This is a genomic window from Bacillus sp. FJAT-22090, assembly GCF_007676755.1.
GTDB lineage: Bacteria > Bacillota > Bacilli > Bacillales_A > Planococcaceae > Psychrobacillus.
The window spans coordinates 117,881-138,269 of record NZ_VEBK01000003.1 but is presented as its reverse complement, the minus strand read 5'-3'; the positions used below and the strand labels follow the sequence as shown (position 1 = coordinate 138,269).

Annotated in this window: 17 protein-coding genes; 9 read left to right on the top strand and 8 right to left on the bottom strand. The window is 36.9% G+C overall.

The window, feature by feature from the left end; all coding sequences use genetic code 11:
* Positions 1–4: 4 nt before the first annotated feature.
* Positions 5–1,672, bottom strand: a complete 1,668-nt coding sequence (hutU, locus tag FS486_RS05570; RefSeq protein ID WP_144510337.1) for a urocanate hydratase — start codon at positions 1,670–1,672, stop codon at positions 5–7.
* Positions 1,673–1,877: 205 nt separating this feature from the next.
* Here hutU and FS486_RS05565 point away from each other — a divergent pair, with 205 nt between their 5' ends.
* The gene (locus tag FS486_RS05565; protein WP_144510336.1) at positions 1,878–2,759 is read left to right on the top strand and encodes a DUF4349 domain-containing protein; all 882 of its coding nucleotides are present in this window, start codon (positions 1,878–1,880) and stop codon (positions 2,757–2,759) included.
* A gap of 67 nt (positions 2,760–2,826) precedes the next feature.
* On the opposite strand, the gene FS486_RS05560 is transcribed toward FS486_RS05565, so the two are convergent.
* The 5 genes from FS486_RS05560 to FS486_RS05540 all read right to left on the bottom strand — a co-directional run bounded on the left by FS486_RS05560 (position 2,827) and on the right by FS486_RS05540 (position 7,340).
* Complete coding sequence (locus FS486_RS05560) at positions 2,827–3,150, bottom strand: hypothetical protein (protein WP_144510335.1); 324 nt, start codon at positions 3,148–3,150, stop codon at positions 2,827–2,829.
* 424 nt (positions 3,151–3,574) lie between these two features.
* A complete protein-coding gene (locus FS486_RS05555; protein WP_260858029.1) occupies positions 3,575–4,813 on the bottom strand; it encodes a right-handed parallel beta-helix repeat-containing protein in 1,239 nt (412 codons plus the stop codon).
* A gap of 199 nt (positions 4,814–5,012) precedes the next feature.
* Positions 5,013–5,348 carry a L,D-transpeptidase gene (locus FS486_RS05550; RefSeq protein ID WP_144510334.1) on the bottom strand — a complete coding sequence of 112 codons (336 nt, stop codon included), beginning with the start codon at positions 5,346–5,348 and terminating at the stop codon, positions 5,013–5,015.
* 265 nt (positions 5,349–5,613) lie between these two features.
* The gene (locus tag FS486_RS05545; protein WP_144510333.1) at positions 5,614–6,672 is read right to left on the bottom strand and encodes a sensor histidine kinase; all 1,059 of its coding nucleotides are present in this window, start codon (positions 6,670–6,672) and stop codon (positions 5,614–5,616) included.
* Positions 6,669–7,340 carry a response regulator transcription factor gene (locus tag FS486_RS05540; protein WP_144510332.1) on the bottom strand — a complete coding sequence of 224 codons (672 nt, stop codon included), beginning with the start codon at positions 7,338–7,340 and terminating at the stop codon, positions 6,669–6,671. Before FS486_RS05540 ends, FS486_RS05545 begins: the two co-directional genes overlap by 4 nt.
* A gap of 184 nt (positions 7,341–7,524) precedes the next feature.
* Between FS486_RS05540 and FS486_RS05535 the strand changes: the two genes are divergently transcribed.
* From FS486_RS05535 to FS486_RS05515, 5 genes are all read left to right on the top strand, one after another.
* Complete coding sequence (locus FS486_RS05535) at positions 7,525–8,292, top strand: ABC transporter ATP-binding protein (RefSeq protein ID WP_144510331.1); 768 nt, start codon at positions 7,525–7,527, stop codon at positions 8,290–8,292.
* The gene (locus FS486_RS05530; RefSeq protein WP_144510330.1) at positions 8,279–10,198 is read left to right on the top strand and encodes an ABC transporter permease; all 1,920 of its coding nucleotides are present in this window, start codon (positions 8,279–8,281) and stop codon (positions 10,196–10,198) included. The genes FS486_RS05535 and FS486_RS05530 overlap by 14 nt, the downstream gene beginning before the upstream one ends.
* Positions 10,199–10,442: 244 nt before the next feature.
* A complete protein-coding gene (locus tag FS486_RS05525; RefSeq protein ID WP_144510329.1) occupies positions 10,443–12,338 on the top strand; it encodes a PrkA family serine protein kinase in 1,896 nt (631 codons plus the stop codon).
* 108 nt (positions 12,339–12,446) lie between these two features.
* A complete protein-coding gene (gene yhbH / locus FS486_RS05520) occupies positions 12,447–13,610 on the top strand; it encodes a sporulation protein YhbH (RefSeq protein WP_144510328.1) in 1,164 nt (387 codons plus the stop codon).
* Positions 13,611–13,629: 19 nt separating this feature from the next.
* On the top strand, positions 13,630–15,030 hold the full coding sequence (locus FS486_RS05515; RefSeq protein ID WP_144510327.1) for a SpoVR family protein: 1,401 nt from the start codon (positions 13,630–13,632) through the stop codon (positions 15,028–15,030).
* A gap of 962 nt (positions 15,031–15,992) precedes the next feature.
* Here FS486_RS05515 and FS486_RS05510 read toward each other — a convergent pair.
* Entirely contained in the window at positions 15,993–16,367 is a 375-nt protein-coding gene (locus FS486_RS05510) for a winged helix-turn-helix transcriptional regulator (protein WP_144510326.1), read from the bottom strand.
* Positions 16,368–16,517: 150 nt separating this feature from the next.
* Here FS486_RS05510 and FS486_RS05505 point away from each other — a divergent pair, with 150 nt between their 5' ends.
* Both FS486_RS05505 and FS486_RS05500 read left to right on the top strand, forming a co-directional pair.
* On the top strand, positions 16,518–17,720 hold the full coding sequence (locus FS486_RS05505; RefSeq protein WP_144510325.1) for an MFS transporter: 1,203 nt from the start codon (positions 16,518–16,520) through the stop codon (positions 17,718–17,720).
* Positions 17,720–18,559 carry an aldo/keto reductase gene (locus FS486_RS05500; protein ID WP_144510324.1) on the top strand — a complete coding sequence of 280 codons (840 nt, stop codon included), beginning with the start codon at positions 17,720–17,722 and terminating at the stop codon, positions 18,557–18,559. The genes FS486_RS05505 and FS486_RS05500 overlap by 1 nt, the downstream gene beginning before the upstream one ends.
* Before the next feature lie 63 nt (positions 18,560–18,622).
* Here FS486_RS05500 and FS486_RS05495 read toward each other — a convergent pair whose 3' ends face one another.
* Positions 18,623–19,504: an SDR family oxidoreductase gene (locus tag FS486_RS05495; RefSeq protein ID WP_144510323.1), complete on the bottom strand. Its 882-nt coding sequence runs from the start codon at positions 19,502–19,504 to the stop codon at positions 18,623–18,625.
* A gap of 159 nt (positions 19,505–19,663) precedes the next feature.
* On the opposite strand from FS486_RS05495, the gene FS486_RS05490 reads away from it, so the two are divergent.
* Complete coding sequence (locus FS486_RS05490; RefSeq protein ID WP_144510322.1) at positions 19,664–20,380, top strand: gamma-glutamyl-gamma-aminobutyrate hydrolase family protein; 717 nt, start codon at positions 19,664–19,666, stop codon at positions 20,378–20,380.
* Positions 20,381–20,389 lie beyond the last annotated feature (9 nt).

Here is a 20,389-nt window from a genome sequence, read left to right as displayed (position 1 = left end):
TTTCTCAGTCCTCCTGATCCATCATTGGAATGTTAACTCCCTTTTCATGAGCAGTTTTTTCTGCCAATTCGTATCCAGCATCAACATGGCGTACAATTCCCATGCCAGGGTCTGTCGTAAGTACTCTTTCTAGTCTTGCTTCTGCTTCTTTTGTTCCATCTGCGACGATGACCATTCCAGCATGTATAGAGTATCCCATTCCAACTCCACCACCATGGTGAACGGAAACCCAAGTTGCACCCCCAACAGCATTTATCATTGCGTTTAATATTGGCCAATCGGCTACTGCATCAGAACCGTCTTTCATTGCTTCCGTTTCTCTGTTAGGGGACGCTACTGATCCTGAGTCAAGATGATCTCGACCAATTACAATTGGAGCTTTTAATTCACCAGAAGCTACCATATCATTTATAATTTTTCCGAAACGTGCACGTTCACCATAGCCAAGCCAACAAATACGAGAAGGAAGTCCTTGGAATTGAATTTTTTCGCGTGCCATCTTAATCCAATTGCATAAATGGGTGTTATAGCTAAACTCACGTAAAATTACTTCATCTGTTTTATAAATATCCTCGGGATCACCGGACAAAGCCACCCAACGGAAAGGTCCTTTTCCTTCACAAAACTGAGGTCGGATATATGCTGGAACAAAACCAGGGAAGTCAAATGCTCGTTCAAAGCCAGCATCTTTTGCTACCTGACGAATATTATTTCCATAGTCAAATGTCACGGCACCCTTATCCATCATGTCAACCATAGCTCGAACATGTTTTTCCATAGAAGCTTTCGCTAGTTTGACGTATTCCTCTGGTTTTTCTACTCGCCATTTCATCGCGTCTTCTAAACTCATTTGCGAAGGGATATACCCATTTAAAGGATCATGAGCGGATGTTTGGTCTGTTAATACATCAGGGATAAAACCACGAGCAATCATTTCTGGTAACATATCAGAAGCATTCCCTACGAGGCCGATGGACAGAGCTTTCCCGTCTTGTTTCGCTTCCGTTGCCAATCGAATCGCTTCGTCTAATGAATGCGTTTTCACATCTGTATAGCGTGTTTCAATTCTACGGTCAATACGTGTCTCGTCGACATCAATACCGATACAAACGCCTCCATTCATCGTCACTGCAAGTGGCTGTGCTCCTCCCATTCCACCTAGACCAGCTGTGAGCGTGATTGTATTTTTTAAGGTTCCACCAAAATGCTGTTTTGCAAGCTCTGCAAATGTTTCATACGTGCCTTGAACAATTCCTTGAGAACCAATGTAAATCCAACTTCCAGCAGTCATTTGTCCATACATCATGAGTCCTTTTTTATCAAGCTCATGAAAATGCTCCCATGTAGCATAAGCGGGGACTAAGTTGGAATTTGCTATTAGCACGCGAGGTGCATCCGTATGTGATTTAAATATTGCAACTGGCTTTCCTGATTGCACTAACAATGTCTCGTCATTTTCTAATTCTTTTAATGAGCGTACAATAGCATCAAACGATTTCCAACTACGCGCTGCTTTACCGATTCCCCCGTATACGACTAAGTCATCAGGATGTTCCGCAACTTCTGCATCTAAATTGTTCATCAGCATACGAAGTGCTGCTTCTTGAAGCCAACCTTTCGTATTTAACTCTGTTCCACGATAACGAATCACTTTTTCACTTGCCTTACCCATTGTAAAAACCCTCCTTTATTCTTATATTCATTCTATCGAAATTTTTCAATAATTTAAGTGTTTTTGAGAAAAAAGTAAAAATTTCTCATATGCTAATTAGGTATTTCATTAGCATAGTAGAGTACTGAAAACGAAATTTTCTGATAAAATGTAACTATTTTTTCGGCAAATCGTCTATTTACATATAGACAGGGGGCAATTGGATATGAAAAAAATGTTGTTCTATTTACTGCTAGCTACTATCGGGGGATTGCTTATAGCTTGTAGTGCTGTTGAAGAAAAGTCGAGTAGTTTTGAAATGGATAGCGCAAGTGATTCTGCTGGCTATGTGGAAGAAGAAAAAAGTAGTAAGGACAAAACAGAGAAAGAAAGTAGTACAGAGTCTTCTACTGAGGAGACTGCTGAACGCATGATTATTCATAATGCCGTAATTAGGACACAAGTAAAAGAACTTGCTAAAGCACAAAGTAATATTGAACTTAAAGTGAAAAAATATGGCGGCTATATTGTGGAGTCGAATGTGTACCAAGAAGACAATCAGACAACTAGTGGCAATATGATTGTGCGTATACCAGAGAAACATTTTGAGACATTTTTATTCGATGCGGAAGAGGAAGCATCGAAAGTGTTAGAGCGGAATGTAACTGGTCAAGATGTGACGGAGCAATATGTGGATTTGAACTCTCGCCTTACATCCAAACGGGCAGTGGAAGAACGTTTGCTGGTCTTTATGAAAGGGGCAGAAAAAACGGAGGATTTACTGAAAATATCTTCAGATTTAGCAAGTGTCCAAGAAGAAATTGAAGTTATAGTAGGCAAGATGAAGTATCTTGAAAATCAGAGTTCCTATTCCACAATAGAACTCACAATGCAGGAAAACCGAGTAATTGTTCCTGAAATTGATGGTAAAGAGTTAAATACATGGGAAAAGACGAAAAAACAGTTTATATCAAGTACGAATGGGTTACTTTCTGCGGCTTCTGCTATTATCGTGTTTTTCATCGGTAACTTACCGATTTTGCTTATTTTCGGCATAGTTGCGTATGTAGTATTTTGGATAATTAAACGAAAGAGAAAAAATAACTAGAAGGATTTCGAAAAAATATGGAGAGAAGTGACTAAGCACTTCTCTCCATATTGGTTTTTCATAATGATTAATTACTTCCGGAAATAACATATTCAGTTTGTACTTTTGTAATAGTTATTACGCTATTTGTATTAAGCAGGTCGTCAAGCTCACTCGATTGCACAGTTACGAATTGAACACTACTAAAAAGATCTCCTTCCGAAATTGTGAAGATTATTATCCCGTTTAAAAAGATATTTATATCATCCCCGTAAGGAACTACTAAAGTTTGCCCAGGATTTAGGCTAAATGATACCGTCCCATCTTGGTTAAATGGAAGTTCTCCCTCTCGAACAAAGATAGTGATTTGTAAAGTAGCTTCGGTGTTGTTGATAAAAGTTTTTTCTGCCATGTTTCTTCTCCTTTTTCTCTGGTAGATGTGGTACCAGACATAGTAGAAAGAGGTTGTCTCTTTCTCTATTGCATACTATGAAGAAAAATAGATTAGGAATAGGTCACCTAATCTATCTTGGGAGAAATAAAAAAAGACCCTAAGCTAAATCTGTAGGAAATCATCCATAACTGTTTCACGTTAAGGTAGCTGTGGCAAATTAAAATATGTTTCAAAGAAAACTAAGCTTCTAACTATTAAGATGTGGATTCCCTACAATTAGCCAAAGACTCTAGTGAAAGTGGAAGACATTAGAAAAATAAAAAGATACCTTTTTTGAATGTGTGGTTTTAATTACAGTTCACTAAAGGTATCTCTATTATAGTAGAGGCTAAATAATTTATAGGCATTCTCTAAAATTTATTAAAGAAACAAGGATCACTCTCTATCTTTGATCCGAAATAGTTGCATTGTTATTTTCTGCACTGAGGAGAGCCAGATTATCATATGGAGGTCCCATTGTTGTACCGGCAAATAGCGCAATATCTACCTCGTTTGCAGGAGTGCCCCAAGAGTTTCCAAAGAAGGTAGTGAACGCTTGGTCAACCAAGAAAGCACCTTTTGTGTTGTATACCACATTATTATTAATTTCTCCTGTTACATTTGGATTGATATAAATACCTGTTCGTAGGGAATAGAACGTATTTCCGTTTACAGTAAAGTTAATGCCACCTTGCGGAACGACTGCTCGATTCACTATCCAGTTTGCCATTGGGAGAGCTTGTGGGGGTCCATATATAGTGTTATTTAATATACTAGTATTTGTCGCTCCAACTTGTATGAATTCTTTTGCGTATGGAATATCACTAGTGATTGTTAAACCTTCGATAGTTGTATCCGGTGCTGTTATTAACATTGCAATAATATCTGCTTGAAGTATTAGTAGTGTTCCAGGTTCTCCTAGTAATTTTATACCCGTTTTATTAACTAAAATTTGAGAGGTGATTGGGTATGTTCCGCTTAGTATATGCACAGTTCCTCCTGGGTTCACAGCTGCAATACCCTCTGCTATCGTGCTTAAAGGACTTGCTAAACTTCCATCTCCTCCCACAGCACCTGCTTTGACATAAATATTATTAGGGTCGACAATTTGGTTAATTGCAGCATTTAAAGCCATTTGAATACTGATTGTGGTAGGGTAGCCACCTACTGGTCTGTTAGTTAACAACTCAGAAGCGACCTGATCTTTTTGTAATTCTGTGAGAGCATTATAAGCAGTTAAGTCTAAACCTAAACCTGGATTTTCAATTGCTGTGCGCATTTCTGGTACAGTTTGGGCTGCATTTACTGCATCTAGGAATTCATCGCTTCCGGAAATAACATAATCCGTTTGTACCTTTGTGATAGTTATTGTGTCATTTGTATTAAGCAGGTCGTCCAGCTCACTCGATTGCATAGTTATAAATTGAACACTACTAAATAGGTCACCTTCGAAAATTGTGAAGATTATTATCCCATTTAAAAAGATATTCATCTCATTTCCATAAGGAACGATTAGAGTTTGTCCTGGATCTAGACTAAATGAAACGGTCCCGTCCTGATTAAATGGAAGTTCTCCTTCACGAACAAAGATAGTGATTTGTAAAGTAGCTTCGGTGTTGTTGATAAAAGTTTTTTCTGCCATGTTTCTTCTCCTTTTTCCCTAGTAGACGTCAAACTAGAAATAGTAGAAAGAGGTTGTCTCTTTCTCTATTTGCATACTATGTAGAAAAATAGATTAGGAATAGGTCACCTAATCTATTTTGGGAGAATTAAATTATTTAATAGAATGAGTTAATAGACAAAACAGAATATGATTCCTCGACTTCCTTTTACCAATCTTCTTATTTGTGAATGTATACATTTGTACTAGTAGGTACCATGGAAGATAACTCTAATACGTCTTCATTATGCATCCTAATACAGCCATGCGAAACTTCTTTACCGATGGAGGATGGATCATTTGTACCATGTATGCCGTAATGGGCTTTAGATAAACCCATCCATAATGCTCCAAAAGGTCCGCCTGGGTTCACCTCTTTGTTGATAATAATATAATTTCCTGTAGGAGTAGGGGTCAATATTTTCCCAACTGCAATAGGATAAGTCTTTAATAATACACTAGCATCGTATAATTTTAATTGCCGCTTACGAACTGATACATCAATCCAAAGGGTCACTGAATCATCTCCCAAGAAGTATTACCCTATTATATATGGAATGCCAGATGCACGTGACAGATATTCGAGGTAGATGACACGGGATGCCTTCTTTCCAGATATAATTTTTTCCGATGTTTATGCATTGGACATGCATCTCCACACATATCCTGTATTAATCAGCTAAAGGGGTGATTTTAATAGCGGCGAAGAAATGCAAGAAGTGCGATAAAAAAACATGCAAATGCGGTAAGTAAAAACCCCAGCACCTGTATGCTTACAGGTGTTATTTGTTTTGCAAATAGGATTTATATTGGTTTTCTAGTTGAAAATAACTTCTTATTTTAGGAAAATGAACGGTAACCTTTGTATATTTACCTTCCTCTGAATCGATAGATATGTCATGACCAAGTTTTAGGGCTAACTGTTTTGCTAGGTATAGACCTATTCCGGTTGATTTGGCATCACTTCTGCCAGTAGTCCCCGTAAAACCTTTTTCAAATAAGCGATGTATATCCTCAGATTTAATACCAATGCCATCATCTAATATAACTATCCTTTTTTCTTTGCTATTCTCTTCGAACAAAACGGACAAGTTACCACCATTATTTGTATATTTTAAAGCGTTTGCTATAATCTGATCAAAGACAAAGTCAAGCCATTTACTATCACTTTGGACTAATTGATCTTTATCTTCCATATGAAATTTTATTTCCTTATTTATAAAGAGCTTAGAGTACTTTTTTATGCTATTTTTAATTACTTGATTTACATTAATTTCATTAATGAAATAGTCCTTTGAAAACGTATCAATGCGGGAATAATAAAGTGCTTGCTCTACATAATTGTCAATTTTGTTGAGTTCATCTTCAAATTTATCGATAAGAAAATCTGTTGTTTTGTTTTCGCTATTTTCCATTAATAGGCGACTTGCGGCAATTGGAAGCTTTACTTCATGAATCCAGGAAAGGATAAATTCCTGCTGATCTCGTTTATCATCGTGCAATACTTGTAACTGTTTTCTGTTATCATGATGAATTTTTTTCAATAGCTGGAGGAAAATACGATGCTGATGATTCTGTGATAATGGCATCAAAACTGCGAAATCTTCTTGACCACTCTCAATTGTATCAATTAGTTCGCGGTAAAATTTTCTTCTGTAGAAATAACCAATTGTAATGTATAAGCTAGCGAAAACAAAACAAGTGATATTTAAATATAAAATATTATTCAACATATTTTGCCCGTTCACACCTACCATTATGATAGTGGATACAAAAAGCATAATTGCTATATAAATGAAAATGAAAAAACGTTTATCTGATACATACTTTAAAAAGTTCATTGAATCATATAACCTTCCCCTTTTTTTGTAGTAATAAAGTTCTCTTTTCCGAGCTCCGTAAGTTTTTTACGTAGACGATTGACATTAACGGTTAACGTATTGTCATCTACAAAACTTTCATCTTTCCAAAGACTACGCATTATTTTGTTTCTACTAACAATTGTCCCTTTTTGCTGCATGAGAATTTTTAGAATCGTAAATTCTGTCTTTGTTAGATTTATTTTATCTTTTTCATAAAAAACATCCCAATCATCTAAGTCTAATACTACTCCACTATGCTCCAATATATTTTGTTGGATATCGACATAGGAATAAGTTCGACGTAAAAGGGCATTGATCTTCGCTAAAAGTACATCTGTATCAAACGGTTTTTGTATAAAGTCGTCTCCACCCATATTCATCGCCATCACCATATCCATCGGTGTATTTCGGGAAGATATAAAAATAATCGGCACTTTTGAAACTTCTCTAATTTTACTGCACCAGTAAAATCCATCAAAAGAGGGTAAATTAATATCTAATAAGATCAAGTGAGGATTTTCTGCCACGAAAACATGCAATATGTCATGGAAGTTTTCGACTTTCACAACAGAATGCCCCCATTTTTCAATTGTTTCTCCAAGCAGTTCCCGTATAATTGCTTCGTCTTCAATAATCATTAGCTTCATAGTGGATCCCTCCAATTGATATAGATATGCTTTGTTATTATATTAACGAAAATATGGTTTGGTTTGTATTGTAGTGACGATATTGTAAGATTGACTCCCTATACTGTTAGTTTGCACTATTAATACTTATTATAAAATGAAACCAGCGAGAAGAGAAAATGCTTGTAATGGAGGAAACACTTACATGAAAAATATCGTGGAAGCAAAAAGGATTAAAAAAGTATTTGGAGCAAGGGGCAATGTATTTACAGCATTGGAAGAAATAGATTTAATCGTTAAAGAAGGTGAATTTGTAGGTATTATGGGTCCGTCAGGAGCTGGTAAATCAACGCTATTAAATGTGTTGGCAACAATTGACGAGCCGACTTCAGGTGATATCTTTATTGATGGAACGAGCATTATCAATATGAATGAGGAACAATTGTCCAACTTCCGTAGAGATAAATTAGGATTTGTTTTTCAAGATTATAACCTATTAGATACATTAACAGTGAAAGAAAATATATTGCTGCCTTTAGCTTTAGCAAAAATGAATGTGACAGAACTAGAACGTAAGGTGGAAGAGGTAGCTGAAAAATTTGGAATAAGTCCCATCTTAGATAAATACCCTTACCAAATTTCTGGAGGACAAAAACAACGTACTGCTGCATCACGTGCAATTGTTACGAATCCGAGCCTACTTTTGGCGGATGAACCGACTGGTGCACTAGATTCTAAATCTGCAACTGATTTGTTGGAAAGTTTAACTAATCTAAGTGAACAAGATAAAGTGACTATTTTAATGGTTACGCATGATGCATTTGCTGCAAGTTACTGTAGGCGTGTGATATTTATTAAGGATGGCAAGTTATTTACAGAACTCGTGAAAGGTAAGACACCACGGAAAGAATTTTTTCAAAAGGTGTTAGATGTGCTTTCCGCACTCGGAGGTGGTGCAAATGACATTATTTGATTTGGCAAAGAAAAATATTCAGGGCAATTTTGGTAAATACTTCGTCTATTTTGTCTCAATGGTTTTCAGTATTATTATCTATTTTACATTTGTGTCACTGCAGTACTCCACAGATATTCAAGAAAGTATCATGCTTTCTGACATGATGGGTTTCTTATTTTTGGCTTCCTCGGTACTTTTATTGTTATTCGTTGCAACCTTTATTTTATATTCGAATGCTTTCTTTACGAGAAATCGAAAAAAAGAAGTTGGATTATATTCAATCCTTGGGTTACGAAAGAAAACAATCGGAAAAATGCTGTTTTATGAGAACCTTATAATGGGTGTTGCTGCACTCATAGTGGGAATCAGTTTAGGGACTTTATTTTCTAAACTATTTGCCATGGTACTAGTGAACCTAATGGGCTCTACCATAGAGATAAACTTCGGTTTATCCATTGGTGCAACTTTCCAGACAATTATTGTATTTTTACTTATTATTTTGTTCACATCTATTCAAGGATATCGTTTGATCTACCGTTTTAAACTAATTGAATTATTTCAAGCAGAGAAAAAAGGAGAGAAGCAACCAAAGATTTCACCCCTTTCAACTAGCATAGGAGTGGTTTTACTAATCTTGAGTTATTCACTTATATTGAAACCTTTTCCAGATGAGTTGACGAATCATTATATACTAGCGAATTATGGTATTGCTTTCACTGCACTTGTTATTGGAACACATTTATTTTTCCGTTCTGTTGTTGTGTTTTTATTGACACTATTAAAAAAGAATCGATCGCGCTATTACAAAGGTACAAACCTAATTGGTACGTCCCAATTACTGTATCGTATAAGAGGAAATGCAAGGACGTTTTCGATGATTGCCTTATTAAGTGCAGTAACAATCAGTCTTTTCGGTACCACCTATAGTGGCTATTATGGGAATGAAAAGGCTTCACTTGAAATGGTTCCTTTTAGTTATTCACATCTGTCCAAATCCGAAGAATTTGATGAAAAAATAGAAAGCATACTGAAGAATGATAAAGAACATCCAATTACAGCGCAACTTGAAATTCCCGTGATAGAAGTAGGAGGGGAGCTTTCTTTCACATTTAGTTATGAAGCTAACCCGATGAAACTAATCCCGGTAAATGCCTACAACGAAGCAGCAAAAGCTTTAGGAATAGAAGAACTAAGGGCTCTGACTGATGTGGAAGCAGCGGTTATTAAACCAAGATTAACAGAATACAAGGAGTCACTTTTTCAAAGAGAAAAATTACATCTATCGTCAGTTGACCGGAATGTAACATTCGTTAAAATGTTGAATGGAAGTGTTTTACCATTCGACTATCCAGATTTCTATATTGTTGTAAGTGACGAACTATTTGCCGATATTTCTAAACAAATAAAACCAAAAACGTATAAAGTGTATGAAGTGGAAAAAGAGAAAACAACGGATATTTCTTCGGAAAAGGTTAGTCAATTGATTGATGGGAATTTTCAAGTACATTCCTCATTTTATATGGAATACAAGGAAGGTAAGGAAGGAAATGCTTTGTATCTGTTTATATTTGGATTTTTAGGACTAGTATTTTTGGCTGCAACAGGAAGTATTATTTACTTTAAACAATTAACAGAAGCAAATGAAACGAAAATAAATTATGAAATATTGCATAAAATTGGTGTAAATAAAAAGGACATCCGTCAAACCATTAATAAGCAGACGTTATTTGTGTTTGGATTACCATTAATAGTTGGAATTGTGCATAGTAGCGTTATATTGAAATTTGTTAGTAATTTCATATCCGACTTAATAGGAACTAACATGATGATTCCAATAATTACTGCCATGGGAGCATTTATTATGATCTATGTAGGTTATTATGTGCTGACAGTTAATACGTATAATAAGATTGTGAATAAATAAAAAAGAGCAAGCATTCTTTAAGGCAAAACCTATTCTTAAAAATTTCCGGGGGGACTGATCATGACTAACGTCATAACCAGCCTCTTTTTTTCAGTGTAAGAATAGGGTAACAATCTTTTGATCAAGGCATATTGCCCAGCCAGAGTAATATTGCAAGATGAATTGGATTCTTAAAAGTATTATGTATCAGAAACTCTATTCTTTCATACTATGTATAAAACAATGCCCTGAATGGAGGGAATAGATGGATATTTTGAATAAGGTGAAGAGCTACCGTGAAGAAGAAAATCAGTTGAAGTGGGAAGGCACGTTCGAGGAATACTTAGAGTTAGTGAAGGAAAGACCAGAAGTTGCACAAACTGCTCATTCACGAGTTTATAGCATGATTAAGAGCTCTGGTTTGACAGAAAGAGACGGGCAAAGAATGTACCACTTCTTTGGAAAAGAAATATTTGGATTGGAAACGGCTATTGAAAGGCTTGTGGAAGAATATTTTCATCCTGCTGCCAAAAGACTAGATGTACGGAAACGAATTCTTTTACTTATGGGACCAGTAAGTGGAGGGAAGTCCTCTATTGTGACTTTGTTAAAGCGAGGACTTGAACAGTTTTCCAGAACAGATGAGGGTGCTGTATATGCTATAAAAGGTTGTCCGATGCATGAAGATCCCCTACACCTAATACCCCAACATTTACGTGCAGATTTTTCAGAAGAGTATGGGATTCGAATTGAAGGAAGTTTATCGCCACTTAATACCATGCGACTTGAAAAGGAATATAACGGACATATTGAAAACGTGATGATTGAGCGAATTTTTTTCTCAGAAGACAAGCGAGTAGGAATCGGTACGTTTACGCCATCGGACCCGAAATCACAGGATATTGCGGATTTAACTGGAAGCATCGATTTTTCAACAATTGCCGAATTTGGTTCGGAATCAGACCCTCGTGCTTATCGTTTTGATGGAGAATTGAATAAAGCAAACCGTGGAATAATGGAATTTCAGGAAATGCTAAAGTTAGATGAAAAGTTCTTGTGGCATTTACTGTCCCTAACACAGGAAGGTAATTTTAAAGCAGGAAGATTTGCTTTGATCAGTGCAGATGAATTGATTGTGGCACATACAAACGAAACGGAATACCGATCATTCATTTCTAACAAAAAAAATGAGGCGCTTCACTCTAGAATTATTGTCATGCCGATTCCATATAATTTGAAGGTAAGCCAAGAAGAACGGATCTATGAAAAAATGATTAAAGAAAGTGATATGACTCACGTTCATATCGCTCCGCATGCACTAAGAGCAGCTGCTATTTTCTCTATATTAACGAGACTGGAAGTGCCTAAAAAACAAGGTATCGATATTGTAAAGAAAATGCGCCTTTACGATGGTGAAAACGTCGAAGGATTTAACGAAATTGATCTGGAAGAATTAAAGAAAGAGTCGTTGAACGAAGGAATGAATGGAATTGATCCGCGTTATGTGATCAATAGAATTTCTTCCGCAATCATTCGAAAAGAAATCCCATCGATAAACGCCTTAGACGTATTACGCGCACTAAAAGAAGGTTTGGATCAGCATGCCTCTATTTCACAAGAAGATCGGGAAAAATACATGAATTATATTGCGATTGCTAGAAAAGAATACGACGAAATTGCGAAAAAAGAAGTGCAAAAGGCTTTCGTATACTCGTACGAAGAGTCTGCAATTACATTGATGAATAATTATTTGGATAACGTAGAGGCGTTTTGCAATAAGAACAAAATGAGAGATCCATTAACTGGAGAAGAAATGAATCCAGATGAAAAATTAATGCGCTCTATAGAGGAACAAATCGGTATTTCGGAGAATGCTAAAAAAGCCTTTAGAGAAGAAATTTTGATCCGCTTATCGGCATACGCTCGAAAAGGAAAACGATTTGAGTATAATTCCCATGAGCGTTTACGAGAAGCGATTCAAAAGAAACTGTTTGCAGACTTAAAAGATGTTGTGAAAATCACAACTTCTTCTCAAACACCTGATGAAACGCATCTCAAGAAAGTAAATGAAGTGATTGCAAGACTAGTAGATGAACATGGGTACAATTCTACTTCAGCAAATGAATTACTTCGTTACGTAGGCAGTCTCCTTAATAGATAAATAAAAAAACAAGACTGATTGCTTCTATTAGTCTTGTTTTTTTTATACACATTGGCAATAACTTTGTCATCCCGGCATAAGATAAAACATAGGTAGGTGTTGATGAGAGTGAGTGAAAAAGAGGAAAAACAATTTGTTATCTCCCAGGAAAATTGGTCTCTCCACCGAAAAGGGTACCAAGATCAGCAACGTCATATGGAGAAAGTAAAAGAAGCGATTAAGGATAATTTACCCGATTTAATAAGTGAAGAAAGTATTATTATGTCAAATGGACGAGATGTGATTAAAATACCCATACGCTCCTTGGATGAATATAAAATTCGTTACAACTATGACAAAACCAAACATGTAGGTCAAGGAGATGGCGATAGTCAAGTAGGCGATGTAATTGCTAAAGGCTCAGATGAAGGGGAAAGTGGGCAAGGACAAGGAAAACAGGCAGGGGATCAAGCGGGAAAAGATTATTATGAAGCCGAAGTTACGATAGGTGAATTAGAAAATGTTTTATTTAAAGAAATGGAACTACCCAATTTGCAACGAAAAGAACAGATGGATATTACAACAGATAAAGTGGAGTTTAACGATATTCGCAAAAAAGGGCTTATGGGAAATATTGATAAGAAACGGACAATTATAACTGCTATTAAACGAAACGCTATGAAAGGAAAGGCCGTCATTTCACCAATCCATAACGATGATTTGCGTTTTAAAACATGGGATGAAGTAACGAAACCAGAGTCCAAGGCGGTAGTTCTTGCGATGATGGATACGAGTGGGTCAATGGGAGCGTTCGAAAAATATTGTGCAAGAAGTTTCTTTTTCTGGATGGCAAGATTTTTACGCTCCAAATATGAAACCGTGGAAATTGAATTTATCGCCCATCATACGGAAGCAAAAGTGGTAACAGAAGAGGCTTTCTTTTCAAAGGGTGAAAGCGGTGGAACGATTTGTTCATCCGCATATCAAAAGGCATTAGATCTTATACAACTAAAATATAATCCAGCTCGTTATAACATTTACCCTGTTCACTTTTCAGATGGAGAAAATATGACAAGTGATAATGAAAAGTGTATAAAGCTTGTAAATGAGCTAATGGACGTTTCAAGTATGTTTGGATATGGAGAAGTAAATGCCCATAGTCGGTATTCCACGCTAATGAATACGTACAAAAAAATTGATAATCCGAAGTTTCGTCATTATGTATTGAAAGAAAACCGGGATGTATATAAAGCACTGAAGAGTTTATTTCGTAAATACGAAGCTTTAAATTGAACGAGAAAGGAGTTATGGAATGGAGAGGAAGCTTCACCATGCAATCGCTGAAATAACTGAAATAGCCTCTAGATTTGGACTAGATTATTTTCCAATGCGTTATGAAATTTGCCCTGCTGATATAATTTATACATTTGGTGCATATGGAATGCCGACACGTTTCACCCATTGGAGTTTTGGGAAACAATTCCACAAAATGAAGTTGCAGTATGACTTTGGGCTGAGTCAAATATATGAACTCGTTATTAACTCGAATCCATGTTATGCCTTTTTACTGGATACGAACAGCCTGATACAAAATAAACTCATCATTGCCCATGTCCTTGCCCATTGTGATTTCTTTAAAAATAATGTACGTTTTTCCAATACGAGACGAGATATGGTAGAGAGTATGACTGCCACGGCCGAACGGATTGCAGACTATGAAATGTTATACGGCAAAGAAGAGGTAGAGAGCTTTTTAGATGCTATTCTTGCTATACAGGAACATATTGATCCTTCCATTATTAGACCTAAATTACCTGACTATAATTTAGATGTGGAGGAAGAAGTAGAGGCTTTAAGAAAAACACCTTATGATGACTTATGGAATATGGATCAACCAAAGAACGACAAGCTAGTAGTCGTTCCAAAAAGAAAAAAGTTCCCTCCGCATCCCGAAAAAGATCTGTTACTCTTCATCCAAGAATATAGTCGTGAATTGGAAGATTGGCAACGTGATATTTTAACGATGATGAGAGAGGAAATGCTATACTTTTGGCCACAACTAGAGACAAAAATTATGAACGAAGGTTGGGCATCCTACTGGCATCAACGAATTCTTAGAGAAATGGATTTAACTACAGATGAGACAATCGAATTTGCAAAGTTGAACGCAAATGTCGTCCAGCCATCTCCTACAAGTATTAACCCATACTATTTAGGATTAAAAATCTTTGAGGATATCGAAAACAGATACGATCACCCAACTGAAGAAATGAAAAGATTAGGGGTAAAACCCAACTCTGGTAGGGAAAAAATATTTGAAGTAAGAGAAATTGAATCGGACATTTCCTTTATTCGAAACTATTTAACAAAAGAGCTAGTAAAGCAAGAAGATCTATATTTATTTGAAAAAAAGAGAGGGAATTATGAAATAACCGATAAGGACTATGAACATGTACGCGACCAACTTGTTTCCATGAGAACTAATGGAAGCTTTCCGTATATCGTCGTAGAAGATGGCGATTACTCACGAAATGGAGAATTGTATTTAAAACACGGGTATGAAGGAACAGAACTCGATCCCCACTATTTAGAAAATGTGCTTCCCTATATTTATCGACTGTGGGGTAAAAATGTCTATATGGAAACTTACGTGGACAATAAACCAACTCTATATTCTTATGATGGAAAAAAAGTATCACGTAAAGCTATTTAGAATAGAAATCTTCAAAAACGAGACCCCAATTTTATTGGGATCTCGTTTTTAATTTTGTTTGGTTGCTCTCATGGTAGAATTGGTTGCTTTGAACGCGAATTTAGTTGCTCTCTCCGAAGAACTAGTTGCTCTCATGGCTCAATTGGTTGCTCTCGCCCAACAATTGGTTGCGTTGAGCCATTTAATTCCAAATAGGTAATCCAAAGTCGCGCTGACTAAGAGATTAATTAGGTTGGTTGCTCTCAAGGCAGAATTGGTTGCTTGCAACGCGGATTTAGTTGCTCTCTCCGAAGAACTGGTTGCTCTCGCCCAACAATTGGTTGCGTTAAGCCATTTAATTCCAAACAGGCAACCCCAAAAGCGCGCTGACTAAGAGATTATTTATGTTGGTTGCTCTCATGGCAGAATTGGTTGCTTGCAACGCGGGTTTAGTTGCTCTCTCCGAAGAACTAGTTGCTCAGGAAGTAGAATTGGTTGCTTTCACCCAACAATTGGTTGCGTTAAGCCATTTAATTCCAAATAGGTAACCCCAAAAGCGCGCTGACTAAGAGATTATTTAGGTTGGTTGCTCTCATGGTAGAATTGGTTGCTTTGAATGCGAATTTAGTTGCTCTCCCCGAAGAACTAGTTGCTCTCATGGCTCAATTGGTTGCTTTCACCCAACAATTGGTTGCGTTAAGCCATTTAATTCCAAACAGGCAACCCCAAAAGCGCGCTGACTAAGAGATTATTTATGTTGGTTGCTCTCAAGGCAGAATTGGTTGCTTGCAACGCGGGTTTAGTTGCTCTCTCCGAAGAACTAGTTGCTCAGAAAGCAAAATTGGTTGCTCTCGCCCCACAATTGGTTGCGTTAAGCCATTTAGTTCCAAATAGGTAACCCCAAAAAGCGTGCTGATGAATAGATGTTTGTGTTTGTTGCTTCACTCGACACTTGACCGCTCTAAACAACTTCATTCTATTTATTAGCTTTTTAGCTTGTCATTTAATATGCTGTCCTCTAACACGGAAAACTTATCTCCATAAACTTTTGTAATATGTACCTCTCCCCAGGCACATAGTGCATCTAATATGCTTCCCAAACTTAACCCGTATTCACTGAGCTCGTATTCTACTTTTGGGGGGACTTGATTGTACGCAATACGGTTAATAACTCCATCTGCTTCTAGTTCTCTTAACTGCTGCGTTAGCATTTTTTGTGTAATATCGGGCATAAGACGCTTTAATTCACTCGTTCTTTTTTTGCCATGTGTTAAATGACACAAAATGACACACTTCCATTTGCCTCCGATTACTTCTAAGGTTGCTTCAACAGATATGTTATATTTCTTTTTTTTCATTTTATATTCTCCTTTTTATAGGTACTTATTAGTGCCTATATAACCTTTTAGTACCTATATTACTTTGAAGTGCGTACTTTTCTTTTGTAACTCTAAGGATCATAATAACATTTGTCGAAGGACTTACACAAACAGAAAGGGTGAGAATAAATGTCTTTAGACAAAAAGCGAAGTACGTTTGCGCTACTTGCATTAGCGGTAAGTGCATTCGCGATTGGTACGACTGAATTTATCAGCGTGGGACTTTTGCCATTAATTTCTCACGATTTAGATATATCGCTTACAACAGCAGGGCTCACTGTTTCTCTATATGCATTGGGTGTGATGTTTGGAGCTCCCGTTTTAACATCGCTTACCGCGAGGATGCCACGTAAGACGTTGCTTCTATGGATAATGGTAGTCTTTATAGTTGGGAACGGTATTGCTGCAAGTGCAACGAACGTGGGGATTTTATTAGTTGCGCGTGTTATTTCTGCATTTTCCCATGGGGTATTTATGTCGATTGGCTCGACTATTGCTGCTGATTTAGTTCCCGAAAATCGGAGAGCAAGTGCGATTTCCATTATGTTTACAGGCTTAACTGTCGCTACCATCACTGGTGTGCCAATTGGAACATTTATTGGGCAACAATTTGGTTGGCGTTTTGCTTTTGTGGCAATTGTAATAATAGGGATAGTTGGATTTATCGCTAATAGTATTCTTGTTCCATCAGATTTGAGAAAAGGTACTCCAACAACCATTCGGGATCAAGTGAAGCTTGTTACAAATAGTAGGATATTATTAGTCTTAGCTATTACAGCATTTGGTTATGGGGGTACATTTGTCGTATTCACCTATTTATCTCCTTTGCTACAGAAGATAACAGGATTTGGGCAAGGATCAATTGCTATTATTTTATTAATTTACGGCATTGCAATTGCAATTGGCAATATGATAGGCGGAAAACTTTCAAACAAAAATCCGATTGGATCGTTATTCTACATGTTCATTGCTCAAGCAATTGTGTTATCTATTTTGGTGTTTACAGCACCATTTAAAATTGCTGGGTTAATAACTATAATTTTTATGGGTTTGTTTGCTTTTATGAATGTACCGGGACTTCAAGTGTATGTCGTAATGCTGGCGGAACGTTTTGTTCCAAGTGCAGTGGATGTCGCTTCCGCTATGAACATTGCTGCTTTTAACGCAGGAATTGCAATTGGCTCCTATTTAGGTGGAGTTGTAGCAGAATCCCTCGGCCTTATTCATACAACATGGATAGGGGCATTGATGGTCGTACTTGCAATAATTCTAACGGGTATTAGTAGAACTTTAGAAAAAAAGGATAAACAAAAATTGGAGGAATTACGATAATGAAAAACTTACAATCTACAACAACATTACAAAATGGTGTGAAAATGCCTTGGTTAGGTCTAGGAGTGTTTCAAGTAGAAGAAGGACAAGAACTAGTAGATGCAGTGAAAACTGCTATTAAACATGGCTATCGCAGCATTGATACAGCTGCAATATACGGAAATGAAAGTGGAGTTGGACAGGGAATCCGTGAAGCAATAGAAGAAACGGGAATTACAAGAGAGGAATTATTTATCACATCCAAAGTATGGAACTCTGACTTGGGGTATGAACAGACGATTGCTGCTTACGAAGAAAGTCTATCTAAACTCGGCTTAGATTACTTGGATATGTATTTAATCCATTGGCCGGTAGAAGGTAAATACAAAGATGCATGGAGAGCACTAGAAACACTTTATAAAGAAGGTCGTGTTAAAGCGATTGGTGTTAGTAACTTTCATATTAGCCATCTAGAGGAACTGATGAAGGATGCTGAGATCAAACCGATGATAAATCAAGTGGAAACACATCCACGTCTGACGCAAAAAGAATTATTGGCATTTTGCAAGCAACATCATATTCAAATGGAAGCTTGGTCTCCACTTATGCAGGGACAATTGCTCGACAACGCGGATCTTCAACAAATTGCAAATAAACATGGAAAGTCTGTGGCCCAAATTATTTTGAGATGGGATTTACAAAATGGCATCATTACTATTCCTAAATCGACGAAAGCGCATCGAATTGCAGAAAATGCAAATGTATTCGACTTCGAATTATCTATAGAAGAGATGGAACAGATTGATAATTTAAATCAGCATCACCGAGTGGGTCCAGATCCGGATAACTTTGATTTTTAACTTAAGAATTCAATAACAAAAGAACAAAACAGCACCCGAGATTTAATTCGGGTGCTGCTTTTGTTAAGAATTTACAAAGTCTCCCCCATCTACATGGATCGTTTGACCGGTCATGTAACTTGAATCGGTAGAGGCTAAAAATACATAAGCGGGTGCTAGTTCAGCGGGTTGCCCACGTCTTCCTATCGGTGTATCAGCACCATGTTCTTCTACCTTTTTTTCATCGAAAGTTGCAGGAATGAGTGGAGTCCAAATTGGTCCGGGTGCCACAGCATTTACACGTATTCCTTTTTCTATTAGATTAAGTGCAAGGGATCGAGTAAACGCAGTAATAGCACCTTTTGTAGAAGAATAGTCGATCAGCTCTGGAGATCCATTATAAGCGGTAATAGAGGAGGTATTCACAATACAATCTCCTTTCGACATGTTCGCCAATGCAGCCTGGGTCAAATAAAACATGGAATAAATATTAGTGGAAAAGGTTTCTTGTAGCTGATCGGGTGTAATTTGTAAAAAGTCTTTTTGAGGGAACTGTTTCCCAGCATTATTAACAAGTATATTTATTTGTCCAAATTCTTTTATTACTTGGTCAACAACCTTTTGGCAGTTTTCATCATCGCTTAAATCAGTTTCAATCTTTAATGCTTTAACTCCGTGTTGCTCTATAGCTTGTATAGTTTTTTCTGCATCTTCCTGTTCATTTGGATCTAAATAGACGATGGCGACATTCGCACCTTCTTTTGCAAAAGCCACGGAAACTGCTCGTCCGATTCCACTGTCGCCTCCTGTAATAAGCGCTACTTTATCTTTCAACTTTCCAGATCCTTTATAGTTTGTGTCCTCATAAATCGGTTTTGGGGTCATTTCTTCCTCAACACCAGGTTGTTGGTTTTGTGTTTGTCCAGTAACTTCCTTATCTACTTTTGTATATTTATCTGTTGTCATGTAAATCCTCCTTTTAATAATGGTTAGTTTTAATATTCCCTTGTATGAAAAAAACAAACTTATGAAAGTAATTTATCGGAATTGTCGGTTTCGTTTCTGCTATAGCAAAAAAGGGTATATAAAAACGAATATACATACATAAAGAACGGAGATTTTTATATGAAACCAATCGTTGGAATTACGGCAGAAGTAAAAGAGGATGGCAGTTATTTTATGGCTTCCGTATATACTAAGGCAATTCTACAAGCGGGAGGGGTTCCTCTTATCATCCCGCTTGTGCCAAAGGGAGATATAGCTGAATTATGCGAGGGAATAGATGCTCTTTTTGTAACTGGAGGAGAAGATATTGATCCTTCTTATTATAATGAGGATCCGCATGTACATTTAGGCAGGATTACACCCAAACTGGATGAAATGGAGTTTGCGCTTGTACAAAAAATGCTTGAGTTAGATAAGCCTTATATAGGTGTTTGTCGAGGGTTGCATATGTTAAACGTCGTATGCGGAGGGTCTCTTTATCAATCCATTCATTCCCAGCGAAAAGAGCCGGTTATGCAACATTTGCAAAAAGCAGATCGTACACATAGATCACATTCTGTAAAAGTAGATAAAGACAGCTTATTATATAAATTACTTAAAGAAGATGAGTTCAAGGTCAACTCCTATCATCATCAGGCAGTAAATGAAGTGGGAGATAATCTGAAGGTAGCAGCTAAAGCTAAGGATGGAATTATCGAATGTGTAGAAAGTACAAAGCATTCTTTTGTCTTTGGTTTTCAATGGCATCCAGAGGAGTTTGCATTAGACGGTGATGAAGCTTCAAAACGATTATTTAAAGCTTACGTACAAGCCGCCGTAAAGAGGAAAAACAATTAAACATTTTGG